The 18,416-nt window shown below is 70.3% G+C and carries 19 protein-coding genes; 14 read left to right on the top strand and 5 right to left on the bottom strand.

Features of this window, described 5'->3' with window-relative positions; translation table 11 throughout:
* Nucleotides 1-57 precede the first annotated feature (57 nt).
* Nucleotides 58-615: a TetR/AcrR family transcriptional regulator gene (locus tag EFL95_RS14885; protein ID WP_123235003.1), complete on the top strand. Its 558-nt coding sequence runs from the start codon at nt 58-60 to the stop codon at nt 613-615.
* A gap of 15 nt (nt 616-630) precedes the next feature.
* On the opposite strand, the gene EFL95_RS14880 is transcribed toward EFL95_RS14885, so the two are convergent.
* From EFL95_RS14880 to EFL95_RS14865, 4 genes are read right to left on the bottom strand one after another with little or no spacing between them, the layout of a single operon-like run.
* A complete protein-coding gene (locus tag EFL95_RS14880; RefSeq protein ID WP_123234683.1) occupies nt 631-1,038 on the bottom strand; it encodes an SCP2 sterol-binding domain-containing protein in 408 nt (135 codons plus the stop codon).
* A 28-nt stretch (nt 1,039-1,066) separates the two neighbouring features.
* Entirely contained in the window at nt 1,067-2,446 is a 1,380-nt protein-coding gene (locus tag EFL95_RS14875) for an aldehyde dehydrogenase family protein (RefSeq protein ID WP_123234682.1), read from the bottom strand.
* A complete protein-coding gene (locus EFL95_RS14870; protein WP_123234681.1) occupies nt 2,443-3,276 on the bottom strand; it encodes an SDR family oxidoreductase in 834 nt (277 codons plus the stop codon). The genes EFL95_RS14875 and EFL95_RS14870 overlap by 4 nt, the downstream gene beginning before the upstream one ends.
* On the bottom strand, nt 3,273-4,580 hold the full coding sequence (locus tag EFL95_RS14865) for a wax ester/triacylglycerol synthase domain-containing protein (protein WP_123234680.1): 1,308 nt from the start codon (nt 4,578-4,580) through the stop codon (nt 3,273-3,275). Before EFL95_RS14865 ends, EFL95_RS14870 begins: the two co-directional genes overlap by 4 nt.
* Nucleotides 4,581-4,671: 91 nt before the next feature.
* Here EFL95_RS14865 and EFL95_RS14860 point away from each other — a divergent pair, with 91 nt between their 5' ends.
* The 3 genes from EFL95_RS14860 to EFL95_RS14850 are packed head-to-tail and all read left to right on the top strand — an operon-like array spanning nt 4,672 to nt 8,356.
* The gene (locus EFL95_RS14860) at nt 4,672-5,949 is read left to right on the top strand and encodes a cytochrome P450 (RefSeq protein ID WP_123234679.1); all 1,278 of its coding nucleotides are present in this window, start codon (nt 4,672-4,674) and stop codon (nt 5,947-5,949) included.
* Nucleotides 5,950-5,960: 11 nt separating this feature from the next.
* On the top strand, nt 5,961-7,175 hold the full coding sequence (locus EFL95_RS14855; protein WP_221176399.1) for an acyl-CoA dehydrogenase family protein: 1,215 nt from the start codon (nt 5,961-5,963) through the stop codon (nt 7,173-7,175).
* Between the two features lie 8 nt (nt 7,176-7,183).
* On the top strand, nt 7,184-8,356 hold the full coding sequence (locus EFL95_RS14850; protein ID WP_123234678.1) for a phosphotransferase: 1,173 nt from the start codon (nt 7,184-7,186) through the stop codon (nt 8,354-8,356).
* 15 nt (nt 8,357-8,371) lie between these two features.
* Here EFL95_RS14850 and EFL95_RS14845 read toward each other — a convergent pair whose 3' ends face one another.
* On the bottom strand, nt 8,372-8,551 hold the full coding sequence (locus tag EFL95_RS14845; protein WP_123234677.1) for a hypothetical protein: 180 nt from the start codon (nt 8,549-8,551) through the stop codon (nt 8,372-8,374).
* 261 nt (nt 8,552-8,812) lie between these two features.
* On the opposite strand from EFL95_RS14845, the gene EFL95_RS14840 reads away from it, so the two are divergent.
* The 10 genes from EFL95_RS14840 to EFL95_RS14795 are packed head-to-tail and all read left to right on the top strand — an operon-like array spanning nt 8,813 to nt 18,416.
* Nucleotides 8,813-9,607, top strand: a complete 795-nt coding sequence (locus EFL95_RS14840) for an MlaE family ABC transporter permease (protein WP_123235001.1) — start codon at nt 8,813-8,815, stop codon at nt 9,605-9,607.
* Nucleotides 9,608-9,611: 4 nt separating this feature from the next.
* Complete coding sequence (locus EFL95_RS14835; RefSeq protein WP_123234676.1) at nt 9,612-10,448, top strand: MlaE family ABC transporter permease; 837 nt, start codon at nt 9,612-9,614, stop codon at nt 10,446-10,448.
* Nucleotides 10,449-10,464: 16 nt separating this feature from the next.
* The gene (locus EFL95_RS14830; RefSeq protein WP_123234675.1) at nt 10,465-11,769 is read left to right on the top strand and encodes an MCE family protein; all 1,305 of its coding nucleotides are present in this window, start codon (nt 10,465-10,467) and stop codon (nt 11,767-11,769) included.
* Entirely contained in the window at nt 11,766-12,833 is a 1,068-nt protein-coding gene (locus EFL95_RS14825; RefSeq protein WP_123234674.1) for an MCE family protein, read from the top strand. The genes EFL95_RS14830 and EFL95_RS14825 overlap by 4 nt, the downstream gene beginning before the upstream one ends.
* Complete coding sequence (locus tag EFL95_RS14820) at nt 12,833-13,810, top strand: MCE family protein (RefSeq protein WP_123234673.1); 978 nt, start codon at nt 12,833-12,835, stop codon at nt 13,808-13,810. The genes EFL95_RS14825 and EFL95_RS14820 overlap by 1 nt, the downstream gene beginning before the upstream one ends.
* Before the next feature lie 2 nt (nt 13,811-13,812).
* Nucleotides 13,813-14,973 (top strand): MCE family protein, encoded by a 1,161-nt coding sequence (locus tag EFL95_RS14815; protein ID WP_183407172.1) that lies wholly within the window; start codon nt 13,813-13,815, stop codon nt 14,971-14,973.
* Entirely contained in the window at nt 14,970-16,184 is a 1,215-nt protein-coding gene (locus tag EFL95_RS14810) for an MCE family protein (RefSeq protein WP_221176398.1), read from the top strand. Before EFL95_RS14815 ends, EFL95_RS14810 begins: the two co-directional genes overlap by 4 nt.
* A complete protein-coding gene (locus EFL95_RS14805; RefSeq protein WP_123234671.1) occupies nt 16,181-17,407 on the top strand; it encodes an MCE family protein in 1,227 nt (408 codons plus the stop codon). The genes EFL95_RS14810 and EFL95_RS14805 overlap by 4 nt, the downstream gene beginning before the upstream one ends.
* A complete protein-coding gene (locus EFL95_RS14800; RefSeq protein WP_123234670.1) occupies nt 17,407-17,907 on the top strand; it encodes a hypothetical protein in 501 nt (166 codons plus the stop codon). Before EFL95_RS14805 ends, EFL95_RS14800 begins: the two co-directional genes overlap by 1 nt.
* Nucleotides 17,904-18,416, top strand: a complete 513-nt coding sequence (locus EFL95_RS14795) for a hypothetical protein (protein ID WP_123234669.1) — start codon at nt 17,904-17,906, stop codon at nt 18,414-18,416. The genes EFL95_RS14800 and EFL95_RS14795 overlap by 4 nt, the downstream gene beginning before the upstream one ends.

Below are 18,416 nucleotides of genomic sequence, written 5' to 3'. Positions count from 1 at the left end.
TGAAACATAAGGTGCGTTACACTTGAGATGTAGACCCCGACGGATCGAGGACCGATGGTGCGGCTGCTCGTCACGCGCGAGGAGTACTTCGACGCGGCGATGGAGATCCTGGCGACCGACGGCGCGGGCAGCCTGAAGATCACGGTGCTCTGCAAGCGCCTCAAGGTCACCTCGGGCTCGTTCTACGGCTACTTCGGCAGCTTCGACGGCTTCGTGGTCGAGCTGCTGGAGTTCTGGGAGGACGCCCAGACGCTGCGCATCGAGGAGCTCTCCAACGCTCCTGACGACCCGGCCGAGCGGATCCACACGATGCGGGTGCTGGCCGGCACGGTGCCGCACGAGGCCGAGGCCGCGATCCGGTCGTGGGCGCACACCCACCCGATCGTCGCGGTGGCGCAGAAGCGGGTCGACGAGCGTCGGCTCGCGGCGCTGACCGACATCATCCGGCCCGCCTGCCGCACGCAGGCGGAGGCGCACCAGCTCGGGATGATGGGGATGACGCTGCTGGTCGGCATCCAGCAGTGGCGCAGCCCGGTGAAGAAGAAGGAGTTCGACGCCCTCTTCGACGAGTACGAGGCCGTCGTGATGGGCAAGTACGCCGTCACCCACGGCTGAGACTCCCGATCCCGGTCAGGCCAGCAGGTCGCTGCGGCCGTCGGCCTCGAGCCGTGCGATGTAGCGGGCGTTCAGCGTCTTCGCGCTCGGCAGCAGGGCCAGCAGCTTGGGCAGCGCCCCGTCGATCTTGATCTGCCCGCGCGCGACCGCGAGCGGGACGCCGACCTTGCCCTGCCAGAACCGGTTAGCGGTGTCCGAGGACAGCGTCAGGGTCATGTTGGGCTCGAGCTCGGTGTCGCCGACGACGATGGAGCCGGTGTGCATGTCGACGGTCATCACCAGGTCGGGGTCGGAGATCTCCATCCGCAGCACCAGGCCGGAGGCCTCGAGCTTGGTGCGGATCTGCGGGTCGTCGAAGCCGGCCTGGAAGACCGAGCCGATGTACTTGGCGGCTTCGTCGGTGTCGGCGAACGTGGCGGTCATGGGTGCTCCCTCGGTCGAGAAGGTCGGGTCAGAAGATCTTGCGCAGCAGGCGCTCGGTGCGCTTGCTGTACGGCGGGTAGGCGAACCGGGGGTCGAGCCACGTCGGCCGGTGCAGGTTGGCCTTGCGGTGGCTGAACGCCTCGAAGCCCCACTTGCCGTGGTAGGCGCCCATCCCGGAGTTGCCGACTCCGCCGAACGGCAGCTCCGGGACGAGCACGTGCATCGCGATGTGGTTCTCGACGATCGCCCCAGCGGCGACGTTCTCGCGGAACGCGCGCTGGGTGGACCGCGACCCGCTGAACAGGTACGCCGCCAGCGGCTTGGGTCCGGCGCCGATGTGCTCCATCGCCTGGTCGACGCTGCGCACCGGGACCACCGGGAGCAGCGGGCCGAAGATCTCCTCGGTCATCAGGGGTGAGTCGAGGGCCGGGTCCAGCACGACGGTCAGATCGGCGGTGCCCTTCCCTGTGTCGAATCCTGGGTCCACGTCGCCACCGGTGATGACCGTGCCGCCGTGCCCGGTGAGCAGGCCCTCGAGCCGCGCCGCGTGCCGGGGGCTGACGATCGGCAGCGCGCGCCCGCCGTCACCGTTCGGGCTGAGCTCCTTGAACGCGGTGAGCAGCTCGGAACGGAAGTCCGACCACACCGTCTCGTCGACCATCAGGTAGTCCGGCGCGATGCAGGTCTGGCCCGAGTTCATCAGCTTGGTCCAGGCGATCCGCCGGGCCGCGACGCCGAGGTTCGCGTCCGGGGCGATCACCGCCGGGCACTTGCCACCGAGCTCGAGGATCACCGGGGTCAGGTGCGGGGCGGCGGCCGCCATCACGGCCTTGCCGATCTCCGGGCCACCGGTGAAGAAGGCCAGGTCCATCGCCTGGGCGAGGATGTCCTGGGTGACCTCGGGGCCGCCCTCGAGGACCAGGAAGGCGTCCGGGTCCAGGTACTGCTCGACCAGCTCGCGGATCACCCGGGCGGTGCTCGGGGCGTGCTCGGAGGGCTTGATCACCGCGCAGTTGCCGGCCGCGATCGCTGCGACGAGCGGGCCGATCGTCAGGTAGACGGGATAGTTCCACGGGCCGATGACGAGCACCACACCGAGCGGCTCGTAGGAGTACCAGGCCTTCCCGGGGCGCTGCGAGAGCGGCAGGCCGACCCGGCGCGAGCGCATCCAGCGCCGCAGGTGCTTGCGGGCGAACCTCACCTCCGCCAGCGGGGGAGCGATGTCGCCCAGGAAGGTGTCGTTCGGCGGTCGGCCGAGGTCGACGGCGAGCGCCTCGGCAATCTGCGGCTCACCCTCGGTGAGCATCCGCTCGAGCGCCTCGAGCTGCTTCAGCCGCCAGGCGACCGGACGGGTGGTGCCCGCGTCGAACGTCTTGCGGACCAGGGCTACTTGTTCGGAGATGCTCATGACTGCGCGATCCTGTCGTCGTAGCGGGCGCGGGCGCCGTGGTCGAAGTCGAGGAAGGCCCGGTAGGCGCCGAGACGGCGGTTGATCGCGTCCCGCACGGTGCGCCCCATCAGCGGCTGGGTGGCCAGGACGGTGCCGATCACCTTGGGCACGTAGACGTCCGGACGTGGTTTCTCGATCGCGTAGCAGATGCCCTTCGCCACGTCGTCCGGCTCGACCACGGGGATGCCGCGGGTGCCGCTGGTCCCGGCGATGAGCTCGGTGTTGGTGAAGTGCGGCAGCACGCAGGTGAAGTCGACGCCGGTGCCGGCGTACTCGACGCGGGTGGTCTCGGTGAAGGCGACCACGGCGGCCTTCGTCGCGCAGTAGGTGGCGCCACCGGGCACTGGTGCCTTGCCGGCGGTGGAGGCCACGTTGATGATCTGGCCGGCACCGCGCTCGAGCATCGCGGGCAGGGCGGCGTGGGTGCCGAAGATGGCGCCGAGCACGTTGATCTCGACCGCGCGCCGGTAGGCGGCGGGGGAGAGGGCGAGGAACTCGCCGATCGGCATGATGCCGGCGTTGTTGACCAGCACCGAGAGCGGGCCGACAGCCTCGGCCGCCTTCACGAACGCGGCCATCGAGTCGGCGTCGGAGACGTCGACCTGGACCGGGTGCGCTCCCTGGCCGAGCTCGGCGGCGGCCATCTCGACGGACTCGCCGTCCACGTCGCCGACCACGACGGTCGCGCCGCGGCGCAGCGCTTCCCGGGCGGTGGCGAGCCCGATGCCGCGACCGGCGCCGGTGATGGCGACGACCTTGCCGGCCAAGGACTGGGTGCTGCTGCTCATCGGGTGCTCCTTGTGGTGGGTTCGAGTGCTGCGGCAGTGGCGGTCAGGAGGACGAGCTCGTCGGCCAGGTCCGCGACCAGGTCCGAGCCGTCGGGCAGACGACGTGGGTCGGTGGTCACCGAGAACGTGAGCTCTCCGGCGTAGCTGAGGACGGCGATGGTCAGGGCGTGCCGCTTGGTCAACGGCGTCGAGCCGATGATCCGCAGCAGTCGGCGGCCGAGGAAGTACACCGGCACCGGCGGCCCGGGCACGTTGGTGACGGTGAGGTTGAACAGGCCGCCGTCGAACTGGATCAGCCGGTTCAGGGCGGCCGCCACCGGTTCGGGCGCCAGGCCGCTGACCGAGAGCAGGGCTGCGGTGTCGTCGGCCTGACCGGTCCGCACGCACTCCGCGACGGAGGCGACCACCTTCGCCACGCGCGCCACCGGATCTGCCTCTCCGACCGGGAGCGCCGGGTAGGTCATCCCGATCTGGTTGCCGTGGAACCCGGGACCTGCATCGGTGCGCCGGTTCACCGGGACGAACGCGTACAGCTCGGGAACCAGCTCGTCGTGGCGCTCGAGGTAGCGGCGCAGCGCGCCGGTCACGGTTGCCAGGACGAGGTTGTTCACGGTGGTCCCGAAGGCGCGCCGGGTGCGGTGGATCTCCTCGAGCGGCACGGTGGTGAAGTCGGTCGCTCGGGTCGGCCCGGACGGCCCGGTGTTGAACCGGGTGCGGGGCGCCACCCGGACCGAGGCTGCCGCCCGGCCGAGCCGCTCGGTCAGCGGCGGCCGTGGCGCGGTCGGAGCGGCTTGACGCGGCGGGGGAGCGGCCAGGGCCAGCGGGGAGTCCGACGCGGGATCCGCGGAGAACAAGGTGGCGAAGATCTGCATGATCGAGAGTCCGTCGACCATGCAGTGGTGCACCTTCAGCGCGATGCCGAAATGTCCGTCCTCCAGACCTTCGACCAGCGTCATCTCCCACAGGGGCCGCTGCAGGTCGAGCGGGGCCGAGGTGAGCTCGTCGACCAGCGCCAACAGCTCGGTGCGGCCACCGGGGGAGGGAACGGCGGTCCGGCGCAGGTGGTAGTCGAGGTCGAACTCGGCGTCCGGCGTCCACGAGGGCCGGAGCAGCCCGCCCAGACCGCCGGTCAGGCGCTGGCGGAAGTGCGGGAGGGAGGGGAGCCGCGTCTCGACCGCCTCGCGGAACTCGGAGAACGTCGGGGCCGCACCGTCGAAGACGAGGATCCCGGCCAGCTGCATCCGGTTGGACCGGTCCTCGATGTGCAGGAAGGCGGCGTCGAGGGCGCCCAGCCGGGTGCTCATCGCCGTGCCGACATCTTCCGCTCCGATCCTTGACGTTCAAATATAATGTAGTTTATGTTTCGTTTCGTCAAGGTCTCGTGAGGAGGAGCACATGCTCACCGACAGTCAGAGCCGGATCGGAAACGGGCCGGGTTTCGACCCGGTCGATCTCTCCGGCCACAGCTTCTGGGCGAAGTCCGCCGAGGAGCGCGATGCCGCGTTCGCCGAGCTACGCCGCGAGCGACCGATCTCGTGGCAGCGGCCGGCCGAGGGCTCGCTGCTCGAGGACGAGGACGACCCGGGTTACTGGGCGGTGGTCCGGCACGAGGACGTCGTCACGGTGAGCCGGAACAACCAGGTGTTCTCCTCGTCGCCGGACAACGGTGGCGTGATGTTCGAGAACGTCCCGGCCCAGCTGCTCGAGGAGACCCAGTCGATCCTCGCGATGGACGAGCCCCAGCACACGGTGACCCGCAAGCTGGTCGGCTCGGCGTTCAACCCGCGCCAGATCCGCAAGATCGAGGAGCAGATCCGCAACCAGGCCAGGTCGATCGTCACCGACCTGATCGAGGCCGGGCCGAGCGACTTCGTGGACCAGGTCGCCAAGCGGCTGCCGCTGTGGACGATCTCGGAGATGCTCGGCGTCCCCGACGACGAGCGCGAGCGGATGGTCCAGGCCGTCGACGAGATGGTCGGCCTGCACGACCCCGAGTTCAAGGGCGAGGGCGGCGACCCGCTGATGGCGCTGCTCGGCGGCATCGCGACGCTGCACGACGTCGCGCAGAACCTGATCGACGCGCGCCGCTCCCGGGCCGAGGACGACCTGATGACCGCGCTGGTCCAGGCCGACATCGACGGCCAGCGGCTCTCGGACGACGACATCCGCTCCTACTTCGTGCTGCTCGCGGTCGCCGGCAACGACACCACCCGGAACACCACCAGCCACGCGATGAGGGCCCTCACCGACTACCCCGAGCAGCGCGCGCTGCTGATGTCGGACTTCGACCGGCACATCGTCCCCGCGGTGGAGGAGTTCATCCGCTGGGGGACCGCGGTGATGACGTTCCGCCGCACCGCCATCGAGGACTTCGACCTCAACGGCCAGCGGATCGCAGCCGGCGACAAGGTGGTGATGTTCTACAGCTCGGCCAACCGCGACGAGACCGTCTTCGCCGACCCGTGGCGCTTCGACATCACCCGCAGCCCGAACCCGCACGTCGGCTTCGGCGGCGGCGGGGTGCACACCTGCCTCGGCAACCACGTGGCCCGCCTCCAGCTGAAGGCGATCTTCGGCGAGCTGCTCACCCGGGTCCCGGACCTGACGGTCTCGGACCCCGAGTTCGTGGTCGGCCACTTCATGCACGCGATCAAGCGGATGCCCTGCACGTGACCGGGTCCAGCGTGACCGAGCGCACCCAGGAGCGGATGTGCCACGACGTGTGGCTGCCCGCGGAGACCTCTGCGCTGCGGGCGCAGGCCCGTGCCGCGGTGGAGAAGCACGTCGCCCCGGTGGCCCGGGAGATCGGCGCGGCCGAGGAGTCGCCCGAGTCGTTCCCGTGGGAGGCGTTCCGCGGGTTGGCCGACGAGGGGCTGTTCGCGGTCCCGTTCGCCCGCCCCGAAGGAGCCGGCCTGCAGTACCCGATGCTCGGCACCTGCACGGTGACCGAGGAGATCGCGTACCACTCCTCCAGCCTGTCCGGGGTGTACGACGGCCAGTGCATCCTGGTGCCCCAAGCGCTGAGCTTCGCTCAGGCCCAGGTCCGCGCCGCGGTGCTGCCGGACCTCATCTCCGGACAGGGGGCCTACGCGTTCGCGACCACCGAGCCCGACGCCAGCAGCGACCTGAGCAACGAGACCCTGCGCACCGAGCTGACCGACACTGCTGACGGCTACGTGCTCAACGGTCGCAAGCGCTGGATCACCAACGCCTGCGTCGCGCGGTGGGCGGCGGTGCTCTGCAAGCACGGTGACCGCGCCAGCATGGTGCTCGTCGACCTGCAGAACACGCCCGGCGTCCGGGTCGGCGCGCCCGACCTGAAGATGGGGCACCGCGGCCAGCTGACCTCCGACATCGTCTTCGAGAACGCGCACGTCCCCGCCGAGAACGTGCTCGGCGAGCCCGGTCGCGGACTCGCGGTCGCGCTCTCCTGCCTGGTCCGGGGCCGGATCGGGATCGCCGCGGCCGGCGTCGGCGTCGCCCAGGCCGCGATGGACCTGGCCGTCGAGCGGCTGCGGACCCGGCACGTCTTCGGCAAGCCGCTCGGCGCGATGCAGCACTGGCAGTTCGTGCTCGCCGAGCGGGCGACCGAGATCGAGTGCGCCCGGTCGCTGTACCAGAAGGCGGCCTACCTGCTCGACACCGGCGACGCGACCGCCGAACCCGAGGCGGCGATGGCGAAGAGCTACGCCACCCGGCTCGCGGTCGACCTGGTCCGCGAGGCGATCCAGATCCACGGCGCGCTCGGGTTCGCCCGCTCGGTGAGCGAGTCCGGGGAGTCGGTCAGGCTCGAGGAGCTCTACCGCGACGCGAAGATCCTGGAGATCTTCGAGGGCGCCAACGAGCTGCAGAAGTGGATCGTCGCCCGCCGCCTCATCGGCCGCGAGATCACGGGATAGGGAGAGCGATGCACCCCGCACTCTGGTTGGCAGGTCGCGCCGCGACGGTCGGCGGCGCCATGGTGGGCGAACGGCTCGGCCGTTCGGTCCCGCGCACCGCGCAGGACATCCCGCGCAGCGGCACCGACCTCAACGCCGAGTGGCTGACCGCCGTGCTGTGCGCGGACACCCCGGGCGCCGAGGTGGTCTCCTTCGACGTACCCGAGGCGCACGCCGGCACCACCAGCCGGGCCGCGCTGCGGGTCGTCTACAACCAGGCCGGGACCGACGCCGGTCTCCCGACCGACCTGTTCACCAAGTCCTCGGAGAGCTTCGCGCAGCGGCTGATGCTCGGCGGCGCCGACGTGCTGCACGGCGAGACGCACTTCTTCATGACCTTCCGCCCCAAGATCGAGATGGAGGCGCCGCGCGGGTACTTCGGCGGCGTCGACCCGACGTCGTGGCGCAGCCTGCTGATCATGGAGGACATCGCCGTCTCCAAGGGCGCCCGGTTCGCGATCCCGACCACGCCGATCGACCGGTCCCAGATCGAGGACCTGCTCGGCAACATGGCCAAGTACCACGCGGCCTGCTGGGGCGACCCGGACCTGTCGATCCTCAAGACCCCCAACGACTTCTACCGGAACCTGTCGACGTTCGTCCGGATGGGCCCGCGCACCGCGGTCGGGATGGAGCGCGCCAAGGCCGTCATCCCCGACACCCTGTACGGCGAGGCCGCGGCGATGTGGGAGGGCACCCGCCGGGCGCTCGACATCGCGACCACCCAGGTCCCGCACACGCTGCTGCACGGCGACGGGCACGTCGGCCAGGTCTACATCACCGCGGAAGGCCGGATGGGCCACACCGACTGGCAGGGAACGATGCGCGGCGGCTGGTCCTTCGACTACGCCTACCTGGTCAGCACCGCGCTCGAGCCGGAGCAGCGCCGTGCCTGGGACCACGAGCTGCTCGAGCACTACCTGACCTGCCTGGCCGCCGAGGGCGCTCCCGCGCCGGGCTACGACGAGGCGTGGCTGCGCTACCGGCAGGGCGTGTTCTACCCGTACTCGGCCTGGGCGTTCACCATCGGGCGGGCCTTCTACCAGCCGAAGATGCAGCCCGACGAGATCAGCCTGGCCTGCATCAAGCGGGTGGCCGCCGCCATCGACGAGCTGAAGTCCTTCGATGCGGTCGGCCTGTAGCCGCCCCGGCGCCGATCAGGCGGTCGTGAGCTCCGTGCGGCGGCGCCGCTCGGCGAGGCGTTCCGCGGCACTCGGCTCGGGAACAGCGAGGAACAGGTCGGAGATCAGTCCGAAGACCAGGCCCAGCACGGGGAACAGCAGCGGGCTGAGCATGATCGCGAACACGGGGCCGGCGGTGAGCAGGAGGTCGGTCATGTCTCCAGCGTGCGCCGAGGCCGGGAGGGCCCGACAGAGCCGCGACCACCAACTTCCGGTCCGCCTTTGTGCTCGCCGGACAACTCAGAATCACTACGGCCCGGGGGCTTGCCGAAATGGCATGCGGAGGACAAAGGTGAGCCCAGGCTTTGTGTCCCCAGCACAGGCGCGGCCCCTCGGACCCGCCTTAGGTTGCGGCCACAAGGGAGAACCGAGAGGACTCACCATGGAGCGTGGGGCGACATGGCCGGCGGGGCGCGCATGAGCGCCGACGTCGGGGTCCGGGCGTTCCCCGGTCGGGCCGGGCTCGAGCACGTCGGGCGCATGTACGCGATGGCGCTGGACGTCATCGTCGGCATGTTCCGGCGCCCGTTCCAGTGGACCGAGTTCCTCGAGCAGGCCTGGTTCGTCGCCAAGGTGTCCACGCTGCCGACCGCGCTGTTCTCGATCCCGTTCGGCGCGACCATCTCGCTGCTGCTCTACCAGCTGCTCGACCAGTTCGGCGCCGGCTCGGCCACCGGTGCCGGTGGCGTGCTGGCGATCACCCAGCAGGCAGCGCCGATCGTCACCGCGCTGCTGATCTCCGGCGCGGGTGGCAGCGCGATCGCGGCCGACCTCGGTGCCCGCACCATCCGCGAGGAGATCGACGCGATGAAGGTGCTGGGCATCGACCCGATCCGTCGCCTCGTCGTCCCGCGGGTGCTGGCGATGATGTTCATCGCCGCGGTGCTCAACGGTCTGGCCAGCGTCGTCGGCGTGGCCGGCGGCTACGTGTTCAACGTGATGATCCAGGGCGGAACCCCGGGTGCCTACATCAGCAGCTTCAACCTGCTCGCCCAGTCGACCGACATCATCGTCAGCGAGATGAAAGCGGTCGTCTTCGGCTTCGTCGCCGGCGTCGTCGCCGCCTACCGCGGCCTGAACCCGCCGCCGGGCCCCAAGGGCGTCGGTGACGCGGTGAACCAGACGGTCGTGATCTCGTTCATGCTGGTCTACTTCATCAACCTGGTGATGACCCAGCTCTACCTCTTCATCGTCCCGGCGAAGGGGATGTGAGCCGATGAGCACCTTCTCGAACTTCCGGATCGGCACCAGCCGGGCGATCTCCAACGGCCTCGGCACCCTGGGCGACCAGCTCTGGCTCTACGGCCGCGCGGCCGCGGGCATCCCGCGCACGATGCGCCGCTACCGCAAGGAGGTCTTCCGGCTCATCGCCACGACGACCTTCGGCTCGGGCGGTCTCGCCGTCATCGCCGGCACGGCCGGGGTGATGTTCGCGCTGTCCCTGTTCGTCGGCAGCCTCGTCGGCCTCCAGGGCTTCCGCGGCCTGGACACCCTCGGCGCCGCGGCCCTGACCGGCTTCATCACGGCGTTCTTCAACACCCGTGACATCGCCCCGCTGATCGCCGGCATCGCGCTGACCGCGACCGTCGGCGCCGGCTTCACCGCGGAGATCGGTGCGCAGCGGATCTCCGAGGAGATCGACGCCCTCGAGGTGATGGCGGTGCCGAGCGTGCCGTACCTGATCACCACCCGGGTGATCGCCGGCTCGATCGCGGTGATCCCGCTCTACGTCGTCGGCCTGTTCGCGTCCTACCTCGCCTCGAGGTTGAACGTCGTCTACGTCAACGGGCTCTCGGCGGGCACCTACGACCACTACTTCTCGCTGTTCCTACCGCCGCACGACGTGCTGCTGTCGTTCCTGAAAACGATCGTGTTCGCGTTCTACGTGATGCTCGTGCACTGCTACTACGGCTACCGCGCCAGCGGCGGCCCGGCGGGTGTGGGCGTCGCGGTCGGCCGTGCCGTGCGCCTGTCGCTGGCCGGTATCGGCATCATCGACTTCTTCCTGACCCTGGTCATGTTCGGGACCGCGCCCTCGGTGACGGTGGCTTGATGAACACGGTGCCCCGATGAACAACACGCCCAGCGCCTCCCGGCTCCGTCTCCTCGGGGTCGGCTTCGTCGCCGTCCTGGTGACGGTGCTGGTGCTGTCCGTGCTCGTCTACCGGGGCACGTTCCGCTCCCACCGCGACGTGACCCTGTACGCCGGCCAGGGCGGTGACCAGCTCTCGGTCGGCGCCCAGGTGAAGTACCACGGCGTCGTGGTCGGCACGGTGCGCAAGCTCGACGTCGCGGGCAGCGACGCCAAGCTCACGCTCGGCCTGAACCCGGACTACACCCACCTGATCCCGAAGAACGTCACCGCGCGGATCCTGCCGAAGACGCTCATCGGCCAGGACTACGTCGACCTGGTCACACCGTCGCACCCCACGGCGGCGCGGATCCAGGCCGGTGACGTGATCACCAAGGACCGCAGCGCCACCGCGGTCGAGCTGGAGACCGCGCTGAACAGCCTGCTGACCACCCTCAACGAGGTCCCGCCGCAGAAGCTCGCGGTCACGCTGAACGCCATGTCCAGCGCCCTGGACGGACGGGGTGAGGAGCTCGGTCGCACCGTCGACACCTTCGAGCAGTACCTGGCCGGGCTGAACCCGTCGGTGCCGACCTTCGTGGCCGACCTGAAAGCCACCGTGAAGACCGCGGCCACCTACGACAAGGCCTCGCCCGAGCTGCTCCAGGCGCTCGACAACTTCACCACCACCGCCAAGACCCTCACCGCGCAGCGGGCCAACCTCGACACCTTGTACGCCGACGTCACCAGTGCCTCCGACCAGACGCACGCGTTCCTCGCGGCCAACGGCGACAACATGATCAACCTGGTCGCCGACGGCCGCAGCACCCTGGAGATCCTGGCGCACTACGCACCCGAGTACCCCTGCCTGATGAGCCAGCTCGCCGGCCTGGTCCCGCGGGTCAACGAGGCCTTCGGCGACGGCACGGCCAGCCCGGCCCTGCACGCGACCATCCAGGTCACCGTGGCCCGCGGCAAGTACAAGCCGAACCAGGACGAGCCGAAGTACACCGACAACCGCGGGCCGGCCTGCTACCCGATCATGCGGCTGGCTCCGCAGTACCCGCCCGGCGGCCCGGTGCAGGACGGCTCGGTCGCCCCGAAGAACGGCGCCCCCGGCTCCGGTCCGGTCATCGGGCAGGGACCGGGTGGCGCGACGACGAGCGCCGCCTCGGTGCCGAACTCGCCGGCCGAGTCCGACCTGATCAGCCTGCTGTTCGGCGGCAGGGGCGCCGCCGCCCCGAGCTTCTCCTCGCTGCTCCTCGGACCCCTGCTCCGCGGGAACGAGGTGGACGTCCAGTGAGCGAGCACCTCGACAAGTACGACGGCCCGGACCTGCGCGCGAAGCTGCGCTGGCTGCCGCCGCTGCTCAAGCTGACCGTCTACACCAGCGTGATCGCCTCGCTGACCGTCCTGCTCGCGCTGATCATCGTGAACGCGCGGTCCGGACCGGCGACCGGCTACAAGGCGCTGTTCACCGACGCCAGCGGTGTCTCGGCCAACGACAACGTGAAGATCGCCGGCGTCGTGGTCGGCCGGGTCAACAGCGTCAAGATCGTCAATCACGGCACCGCCCAGGTCTCCTTCTCCGTCGACTCCGACGTGGCCGTCCCGGCCGACGTGCACGCGACGGTGCGCTACGAGAACCTGGTCGGCGACCGGTTCATCGAGCTGCAGCGGGCCGCGGACGACGTCGGCCGGCTGAGGTCCGGCGCCACCATCCCGCTGACGCGCACCGCCCCGGCGGTCAGCCTGACCGTGCTGTTCGGCGGCTTCCAGCCGTTGTTCCAGGCGCTCGAGCCGGCCCAGGTCAACCAGCTCGCCGACGAGATCCTGCGCACCCTCCAGGGGGAGAGCGGCACCGTCAGCGACCTGCTCGAGCACACCGCGTCGCTGACCAGCACGCTCGCGGACCGCGACCAGGTGATCGGCTCGATGATCACCAACCTCAACTCGGTCCTCGGGGTGGTCTCCTCGCGCGACACCCAGCTGTCCACGCTGGTGGTGCAGCTGCAGAAGTTCGTCACCGGTCTCTCCGACAACCGCCACGCGGTCGGGTCCGCGATCTCCTCGCTCAGCGACCTGACCAACAGCGTCGGCGACCTGCTGGTCGACGCGCGGCCGCCGCTGAAGTCCGACGTCGCCTCGCTCGGCAAGCTGGCCACGGCCCTCAACCTGGGCAGCGACACCATCGACGAGCAGCTCAAGGCGCTGCCGGACTACCTCAACAGCGTCGACCGGACCGCCAGCTACGGCTCCTGGTTCCAGTTCTTCCTCTGCGACCTGGGCGGCTCGTTCAGCGTCCCGGCCAAGCGGGACCCGATCGCCATCAGCCCGTACCACTCCACCGCGGGGAGGTGCGACTGATGAGGTCCTTCCAGAGCCGGCCGCCGATCCCGATCGCGATCATCGGCTCCGTGCTGCTCGGCGTGCTCCTGGTCGCGGCGTACAACGTGGGCAACCTGCCGCTGATCGGCAAGGGCAAGGTCTACCGCGCCGAGTTCTCCAACGCCGCCGGCCTGCGCCACGGCGACCCGGCGAAGATCGCCGGCGTCATCGTCGGCCACGTCGACCAGGTGAAGCTCAAGGGCAAGCACGTCGAGGTCACCTTCGACACCGGCGGAGCCTGGATCGGCGACACCTCGCACGCCTCGGTGCAGCTGAACACCCTGCTGGGCCAGCGCTACCTGGCGATCGTGCCGACCGGGTCGAAGAAGCTGGACCCGGACGTCGCGATCCCGCTGGACCGCACCGAGACGCCGTACGAGATCGTGCCGACGCTGAACAAGCTGTCCGAGACCCTCGGTGACATCGACGTGCAGAAGCTGCGGGCCGCCTTCGACGCGGTCTCCGACACCTTCTCCGGGACCCCGCAGCACGTCCGCGGAGCCCTCACCGGGCTGTCCCGGCTCTCGCGCACGGTCGCCACCCGGGACGCCGAGCTCCAGCAGATGCTGCAGCGCGCGAACGCGGTGGCGACGACGATCGGCGACCGCGACGCCCAGGTGGCGGCGCTGGTCACCGACCTCGACCCGCTGCTCTCGGAGCTGCAGAAGCGACGCGACGCGATCCACGGCCTGCTGGTCGGGGCCCAGGTGCTCGCCACCCAGCTCGACGGGCTCGTCGCCGACAACGACCAGACCCTGCGACCGGCCCTCGACCAGCTCGCGCAGGTCGCCGGCGTCCTGGAGAAGAACCAGCAGAACCTGGAGGCCGGCATCAAGGTGCTCGCGCCGTACACCCACCTGTTCAGCAACACCGTCGGCGTCGGCCGGTGGTTCGACGCCTACGTCTGCGGCATGGTCCCGCTGTCGTTCGGCGGCGTGAACGAGAAGGGGTGCTGAGCGTGATCGAGACTCGCATCAATCCTCGCAAGGTGATCGCCGTCGTCGCCGTGCTGGCCCTCGTCCTCGGACTCGGCCGGTGGCTGCTCATGGGCAAGGGCGACCGCAGCGTGACCGTCTACTTCACCTCGGCCGCCTCGCTCTACAAGGGCAACCCGGTGCAGGTGCTCGGCGTCCCGGTCGGCAGCGTCGCCTCGGTGACGCCGCAGTCCGGCCGGGTCAAGGTGGTGCTGCACCTCGACAAGGGCGTGAAGCTCCCCGCCGACGTGCACGCGCTGCAGGTCGCGCCCAGCCTGATCAGCGGCCGCAGCATCGAGCTGGCCCCGGTCTACGGCGGTGGCGCGGTCCTGGCCCCCGGCGCCGTGATCCCGGTCGAGCGCACCGAGGTGCCGCTGGACGTCAACGACCTGTTCCGCAGCGCCGACAGCGTGGCCAGCGCACTCGGACCGCAGGGTGCCAACTCCAACGGCAGCCTGACCCGGTTCCTGGACGTGCTGGCCGCGAACCTGAACGGCAACGGCAAGGAGATGGCGGCCGCTCTGCACGACCTCAGCGACGCGACCTCCACCCTGGCCGGGTCCCGCAACGACATCACCGGGACCATCGACGGCTTGCAGAAGTTCTTCGGCACCCTTGCCGCGCACGACAGCAGCGTCCGGTCGTTGAACGAGAAGCTGGCCTCGGTCACCGGCACGTTCGCCGACGAGCGCTACAACCTGTCGGCGGCCCTCGAGCAGCTCTCGGTCACCCTCGGCACCGTCGCGAAGTTCGTCCAGGACAACCGCTCGGCGATCCGGCTCAACGTGACCCGGCTGAGCAAGGTCTCCCAGGTGCTGGTCAAGGAGCGGGCGCTGCTGGGGCAGATCATGGACGAGGCCCCGACCGGTCTGACCAACCTGCTGAACTCCTACAACGCGACCGGCGGCACGCTCGATGCCCGCCTGAACGTCAACGAGCTCTCCGACGCCCCCGGTGCGCTGCTCTGCATGCTCGCGGACCGGAGCACGCCGGGCGCGCTGCCCGCTCCGCTGCGTGACGCGTGCAACCGCTTCGCCGAGGCGCTCGACGGCAAGGGCACGCTGCCGAGCATCTCCGACATCCTCGCCGCGCTCCAGGGCGACAAGGCCCCGACGGGCACGGCCCCGAAGGAGGCGGCGCGATGAGGACCGCGACGAACTCCGGGCGCACGCTCGCGGCGGCACTGCTCGCCGTTCTCCTGATGGTCGCCGGCAGCGGCTGCGGCCTGCTCAAGAACGGCGCCTACGACCTGCCGCTGCCCGGCGGCCCGGACGCCGGCAGCAACCCGCGCACGATCACGGTGAAGTTCGACAGCGTCGACGGACTGGTGCCGAAGTCGATGGTCAAGGTCGGCAACATCGCGGTCGGCGAGGTCGAGAGCATCGACGTCGACCAGTCGACCTGGACCGCCGTGGTCACGTGCAAGATCCGCAACGACGTGGACCTGCCCGCGAACGCGGTGGCGCAGGTCCGGCGCAGCAGCCTGCTCGGCGAGTGGTTCGTCGAGCTGTCCCCGCCGGCAGGCAAGGCCGACGCGGCGCAGCTCGCGGACGGCGCCACCATCGGGCTCACCAGGACCACCCAGTCGGCCCCGGTCGAGGAGGTGCTGGGCGCGCTGTCGCTGCTGCTCACCAACGGCGGCGTGCCGCAGCTGAACACGATCGTGAAGGAGCTCAACGCCGCGTTCGACGGCCGCGGCCCGCAGTTCCGCTCGCTGCTCACCCAGCTCGACGGGTTCGTCGGTCAGCTCGACGACAACAAGGGCGACATCGTCCGCGCGATCGACGCGCTCGCGAAGCTCAGCCAGACCCTGGACTCCAACAAGACCCAGATCGCCAAGGCCCTCGACGAGCTGCCGGCCGGCGTGAAGGTGCTGGCCGACCAGCGCCAGCAGCTGGTCACCATGCTCAGCTCGCTGGACCGGCTCTCGACGGTGGCGACCCGCGTGGTGAACGAGAGCTCCGCGAACACGGTCGCCGACCTGCGGGCCCTGGTGCCGACGCTGTCCAAGCTGGCCGAGGCCGGCACCGACATCCCGAACGCCCTCCAGATCATGCTCACCTTCCCGTTCACCGCAGGCACCCAGGGCGCGATCCACGGGGACTACGTGAACCTCGACGCCCGGGTCGACCTGGACGGCACCACGCTGCTCAACGTGCTGCTCCGCACTGTCGGCGGGCAGGGCCTCGGTGCGCCGCTGGCCTCGGACCCGTCCTCGATCATCGGGGGCAAGACGGCCTCCGGGTCGACCGACCGCACGCCGACGACCCCGCCGGCGACCTCGCCGACACCGGCGCCCGGCAAGAACGGCCTGGCGAACCTGCTCGGCCTGCTCGGACTGGGGGCGAAGAAGTGATCAGCCGACGGATCCGGATCCAGCTGGTGGCCTTCGTGCTGCTGGCCGTGATCGGCATCGTGTACGCCGGCGCCAAGTACGCCGGCATGGCCAGCCTGGTCCAGCAGACGACGTACACGGTGCACCTGGACCTGGCCGACACCGGCGGCATCTTCACCAACGCCGAGGTGACCTACCGCGGCGTCGGGATCGGCCGGGTCGGCAAGCTCAAGCCGACCGAGCAGGGCGCCGACGTCGAGCTGGTGATCCGCAAGAGCGCCCCGCACATCCCGTCCGACGGGCTCAAGGCCGAGGTGAAGAACCTCTCCGTCATCGGCGAGCTGTACGTCGACCTGACCCCGACGGCGTCCGGGAGCCCGTACCTGCGCAACGGATCGGTGATCCCGGCCTCGGCGACCCGCACCCCGATCGCACCGGCACGGCTGCTCGCGGGCCTGAACAACCTGCTCCAGTCGGTCCCGCCGGAGCAGACCACGACCGTGCTCGACGAGCTCTCCGCGGCGTTCGCCAACGGCGGCGGCGACCTCGGCCGCCTGCTCGACTCCTCCTCGGAGCTGCTGACCTCGGCCCGCGCCTCGCTCGAGCAGACGCAAGCGCTGATCGACGCCAGCGAGGTGGTGCTCCGCACCCAGAACGCGAGCGCCGACAACGTGCTGGCCTTCAGCACCAGCCTGAAGCTGCTCTCGCAGCGGCTCAAGGCCGCCGACCCGTCGCTCAACCGCCTGATCGGCAACGCCCCGCTGCTCACCACCGAGGTCTCCGACCTGCTGCGCGAGAGCGGGACGGGGTTCAGCCACCTGATCGCCGACCTGCTCACCACCAGCCGGCTGGTCGACCCGCGCGGCGACGGGCTGCGCGAGCTGCTGGTCACCTACCCGGTGCTCTCGCGGGCGGCGTACTCGGCCGTCCCCGGCGACGGGACCGCCCACTTCGGCCTGGTGCTGAACGCCTTCGACCCGCAGCCGTGCACCCGCGGCTACCAGACGACCGCGCACCGCGCCGGGTCCTCGACCGCGGGCGGACCGGTCAACAAGGAGGCGACCTGCGCCGAGCCCCAGGGCAGCCCGATCGACGTCCGCGGGACGCAGAACGTGCCGCGCGAGCCGATCCCGGACGCGGTGCCGTACCCCTCCTCGAGCAGCGAGGGCACCACCGAGGTGCCGGGCTGGGGATGGCAGCCGCGGTGGGTCACCGGACCGGACCAGATCCTGAGCGGACACTGATGCGTCGACCGAAACCCCTGACCGCGGTGGTCCTCCTGGCCGTGGTCCTGCTCGCCGGAGCCGTGCTCACCGGCATCCGCTGGCACCGGGCCGAGCACGACCCGGGGATCGCGACCGCCGATGCCCGCGACCTGGTGCTGGTCAAGGCCGAGAACGCGGCGATCCGGCTGAGCAGCCTGGACTACCGCGCCACGACGCCGGCGGCGACGTGGAAGCAGGTGGCTACCGGCGACCTGTACAGCTCGCTGGTCGCGGGGAAGTCCGACTACGAGCAGCTGATCACCGAGGGGAAGGTGATCAGCACCGCGACCACGACGGGGGCCGCGGTCCAGTCGCTCACCGACCACGACCGCACCGCCGTCGTGCTGATCGGTCTCGACGTGACGGTCACCCCGGAGCAGGGCGCGCCCTCGGTGCAGCACGAGCGCCTGGTGCTGACCATGCAGCACACCAAGAACGGCTGGAAAGCCAGCGCGATGCAGCCGGTGGGTGCCTCGTGACCCGCGCGCGCGCCGCAGTCGGGATCGCCGCGGTGCTGGTCTGCCTGGCCAGCACCGCGTACATCGTGGCGGGCACGGTGAGCGTGCACCGGCTGCACTCCACGACCGCGGCGAGCAACCACGCCCTGGTCGACGTCGGCGGCACCCGCGACCTTGCCCGCCAGGTGCAGTCGGCGATGACGACGCTGTGGTCCTACGACTACCGCGACCTCGACCAGAGCAAGACCGACGCGGCGAAGCTGGGCACGAAGGGCTTCACGAAGCAGTACGCGAGCGTCTTCGCCAACATCCTCGAGCTCGCCCCGGAGCAGAAGGCCGTGGTCACCGCGACCGTCACCCAGGTCGCGGTCCAGCGCCTGCACGGCGACAAGGCCACCGCGATCGTGTTCCTCAGCCAGTCGGCCACCAAGGCCGGCTCGGACACCCCGTCGACCGCGGCTGCTCGGCTGAAGGTCGGGATGCAACGCCAGTCAGGGACCTGGAAGGTGGCGTCGGTTGTTCCCTTCTGA

This window comes from Nocardioides marmorisolisilvae (assembly GCF_003725775.1).
GTDB lineage: Bacteria > Actinomycetota > Actinomycetes > Propionibacteriales > Nocardioidaceae > Marmoricola > Marmoricola marmorisolisilvae.
The sequence above is the reverse complement of the archived record's forward strand: the minus strand, read 5'-3'. Positions and strand labels throughout refer to the sequence as shown.

Coding starts and splice junctions, on each gene's coding strand:
- EFL95_RS14880 (WP_123234683.1), bottom strand. CDS start 1,038: ATGACCGCCACGTTCGCCGACACCGACGAAGCCGCCAAGTACATCGGC.
- EFL95_RS14875 (WP_123234682.1), bottom strand. CDS start 2,446: ATGAGCATCTCCGAACAAGTAGCCCTGGTCCGCAAGACGTTCGACGCG.
- EFL95_RS14870 (WP_123234681.1), bottom strand. CDS start 3,276: ATGAGCAGCAGCACCCAGTCCTTGGCCGGCAAGGTCGTCGCCATCACC.
- EFL95_RS14865 (WP_123234680.1), bottom strand. CDS start 4,580: ATGAGCACCCGGCTGGGCGCCCTCGACGCCGCCTTCCTGCACATCGAG.
- EFL95_RS14860 (WP_123234679.1), top strand. CDS start 4,672: ATGCTCACCGACAGTCAGAGCCGGATCGGAAACGGGCCGGGTTTCGAC.
- EFL95_RS14850 (WP_123234678.1), top strand. CDS start 7,184: ATGCACCCCGCACTCTGGTTGGCAGGTCGCGCCGCGACGGTCGGCGGC.
- EFL95_RS14845 (WP_123234677.1), bottom strand. CDS start 8,551: ATGACCGACCTCCTGCTCACCGCCGGCCCCGTGTTCGCGATCATGCTC.
- EFL95_RS14840 (WP_123235001.1), top strand. CDS start 8,813: ATGAGCGCCGACGTCGGGGTCCGGGCGTTCCCCGGTCGGGCCGGGCTC.
- EFL95_RS14835 (WP_123234676.1), top strand. CDS start 9,612: ATGAGCACCTTCTCGAACTTCCGGATCGGCACCAGCCGGGCGATCTCC.
- EFL95_RS14830 (WP_123234675.1), top strand. CDS start 10,465: ATGAACAACACGCCCAGCGCCTCCCGGCTCCGTCTCCTCGGGGTCGGC.
- EFL95_RS14820 (WP_123234673.1), top strand. CDS start 12,833: ATGAGGTCCTTCCAGAGCCGGCCGCCGATCCCGATCGCGATCATCGGC.
- EFL95_RS14810 (WP_221176398.1), top strand. CDS start 14,970: ATGAGGACCGCGACGAACTCCGGGCGCACGCTCGCGGCGGCACTGCTC.
- EFL95_RS14800 (WP_123234670.1), top strand. CDS start 17,407: ATGCGTCGACCGAAACCCCTGACCGCGGTGGTCCTCCTGGCCGTGGTC.